At 68.6% G+C, this 2,137-nt stretch carries 1 protein-coding gene; it reads right to left on the reverse strand.

The genetic code is table 11. From position 1 onward, the window contains the following. Positions 1-3: 3 nt before the first annotated feature. The gene (locus tag P3H15_RS53650; protein WP_276144766.1) at positions 4-2,097 is read right to left on the reverse strand and encodes an ISAzo13 family transposase; all 2,094 of its coding nucleotides are present in this window, start codon (positions 2,095-2,097) and stop codon (positions 4-6) included. Between the last annotated feature and the right edge of the window lie 40 nt (positions 2,098-2,137).

Genomic DNA, 2,137 nt, shown 5'->3' on the forward strand with positions numbered 1-2,137 from the left:
GAATTAATGTGTCGATTCGGTTGTGTCGTCTTCCTGCTGTGGTATCGCGGCGAGAAGGGCGGTGGCGGTGCGGTAGCGGGTGGGTGCCGGTGCCGGGGTGTAGCCGTCCTGTTCGAGCAGTGGCCGCACGTCGAGCAGGGCATTGCCGATGGTGCGTGGGCTGACGTGGAACAGTTCGGCGAGGACGGCGCGGGTGCAGAGTTGGCGCAGGTGCAGAACGGTGGCCAGGACGCGTTCGGCATCGGTGATCTTCTGGAGGAAGATTCCGCCGCGGCCTCCGGGCATGCGTTCGCCGCCGCGTTGGGTGTAGCGGCGCCGTTCGACCAGGGCGGCTTGCCGGACGGCGAGGCGTTCGACGAGGTCGCCCAGTTGTCGGCGACTCATGCCGGTCAGAGCCGGATGCGACAGTGCCTCGGGGAGAGGCCGATTCGGTGTCGGGATGGGTGTCGGGCCGTCGCGGAGAAATCCCGCGAGGTCTGCGGCGGTGCTGAAGCGAAGCCCGATGTTCGGGGTGACGTGATGGCCGTGTTCGTCGAGCAGCATCCGCGTTTCGGCGATGATTTCGCCGATGGAGTTCGGATTCACCCCGAGCAGATCCGAGAGCACCCGCTGGGGACAGGCCTGCCGCAGGTACACGATGGTGATCAGCAGGGCCGCGGCGTCCGACAGCAGCCGCCGCCCGCCGGCACCCGGGGCCCTGCGGCGCCGGCCGCCGCGTTGGTGCCAGCGGCGTTGCTCGGCGCGCGCGGACTGAGCCGGTGCCAGCCGTGCGGTGAGTTCGTCCAGTTCGGCGCCGGTCATGCCGGTCAGGCGCGGGTCGGCGAGCATCGCGACGGCCGCGGCACGCTCGCGTTCCCGGTCGCGGCCGGGAACCGGCGCGGCGTCGGCGTGAGTGGGTTCGATGGTGTAGTTCCACGTTCCGCACTGAGCGTGTGGGTGGATGGGTAACGCGCGCAACTCTTCTCGACCAATCGAGATCCCGATCGGGTAGTCGCCGGTATCCAGCTCGGCGTCCACGCGCAGCCCGGTGCGGGTGCGGGTGGAGGCGATGGTCTTGACCACCACCTCGTGGCTGGTCAGCGGCCGGCCCCGCCAGTTCATGGTGATTTGAGAGAACAGCCGGTGCTCGATCTTGTTCCACTTCGAGGTGCCGGGCGGGAAATGGCAGACCGTGATCGCCAACCCGGTCTCGGATGCCAGCGCGGCCAATTCCGCCTTCCACAACCGGTACCGGTAGCTGTTGGAGCCGCCGGCGTCGGCGGTGATCAGCAATCGGCTCGCGTGCGGGTAGTCGGCGGCGCCGCGGGCCTGCCACCAGCGGCGGATGGAGGCGACCGCGAACGCGGCGGTGTCGTGGTCGACGCCGACATTGACCCAACCGGCGTCGGTGGTCAAGTCGTAGACGCCGTACGGGATGGCCCGGTCCGCATTCGGTCCGGTGAAGAAGCTGTGATCGACCACCCGCACCGGATCGCCCTGCGGGCGCCACTCGCGCCCCGGGGTGGGCAGCTGGCCGAGTTGTTCCTTCTTCTTCGAATCGACGCTGATCACCGGCTCGCCCGCGTCCTGGTGCGCCTTGACCTGCTCGTTGATGTAGCGGAACTGCACGTCCCGGTCCGGATGCTGCTCGCCTTCCAACGTCTTGGCGTTGGCCTGCAAACTGAATCCGTTGTCCCGCAACAATCGTCCCACCGTTGGCGCGGACACCGGATGGCCCTGCCGGGTCAGCTCCTCGGCCAGGTGTCGCAGCGACTTGGTCGTCCACCGCAACGGAGACTCCGGATCCCCACGCTCGTCCGGCTCGACCAGCGTCAACAACGCAGGCACCAGCTGCGGATTCAGCGCGTCCGCACCCTTGCGGCCCCCACCCGGACGGCGGACCCGACCCGTCGGCGCCGGCTGCTCGCCGGCCTCCAACTCGAATACACCCCTGCGAACCGTGGTCTCACTGACACCGACCGCCCGGGCAACCGCCCGCACCCCGCCATGCCCCAGTGACCGGGCCTCCGTCGCCAACGCCAAACGCCGCTGACGCTCGTTCAGATGCGGCAGCAATACCTCGAACCGCTCCCGCAACCGCCTGTCGACCTCGCTCACGATCGCCCTACCGCACCGACCAGACCCCGATCACAAAACA

The sequence above is a fragment of the Rhodococcus sp. T2V genome (assembly GCF_029269925.1).
In the GTDB taxonomy this organism is placed as follows: Bacteria; Actinomycetota; Actinomycetes; order Mycobacteriales; family Mycobacteriaceae; genus Rhodococcus_F; species Rhodococcus_F koreensis.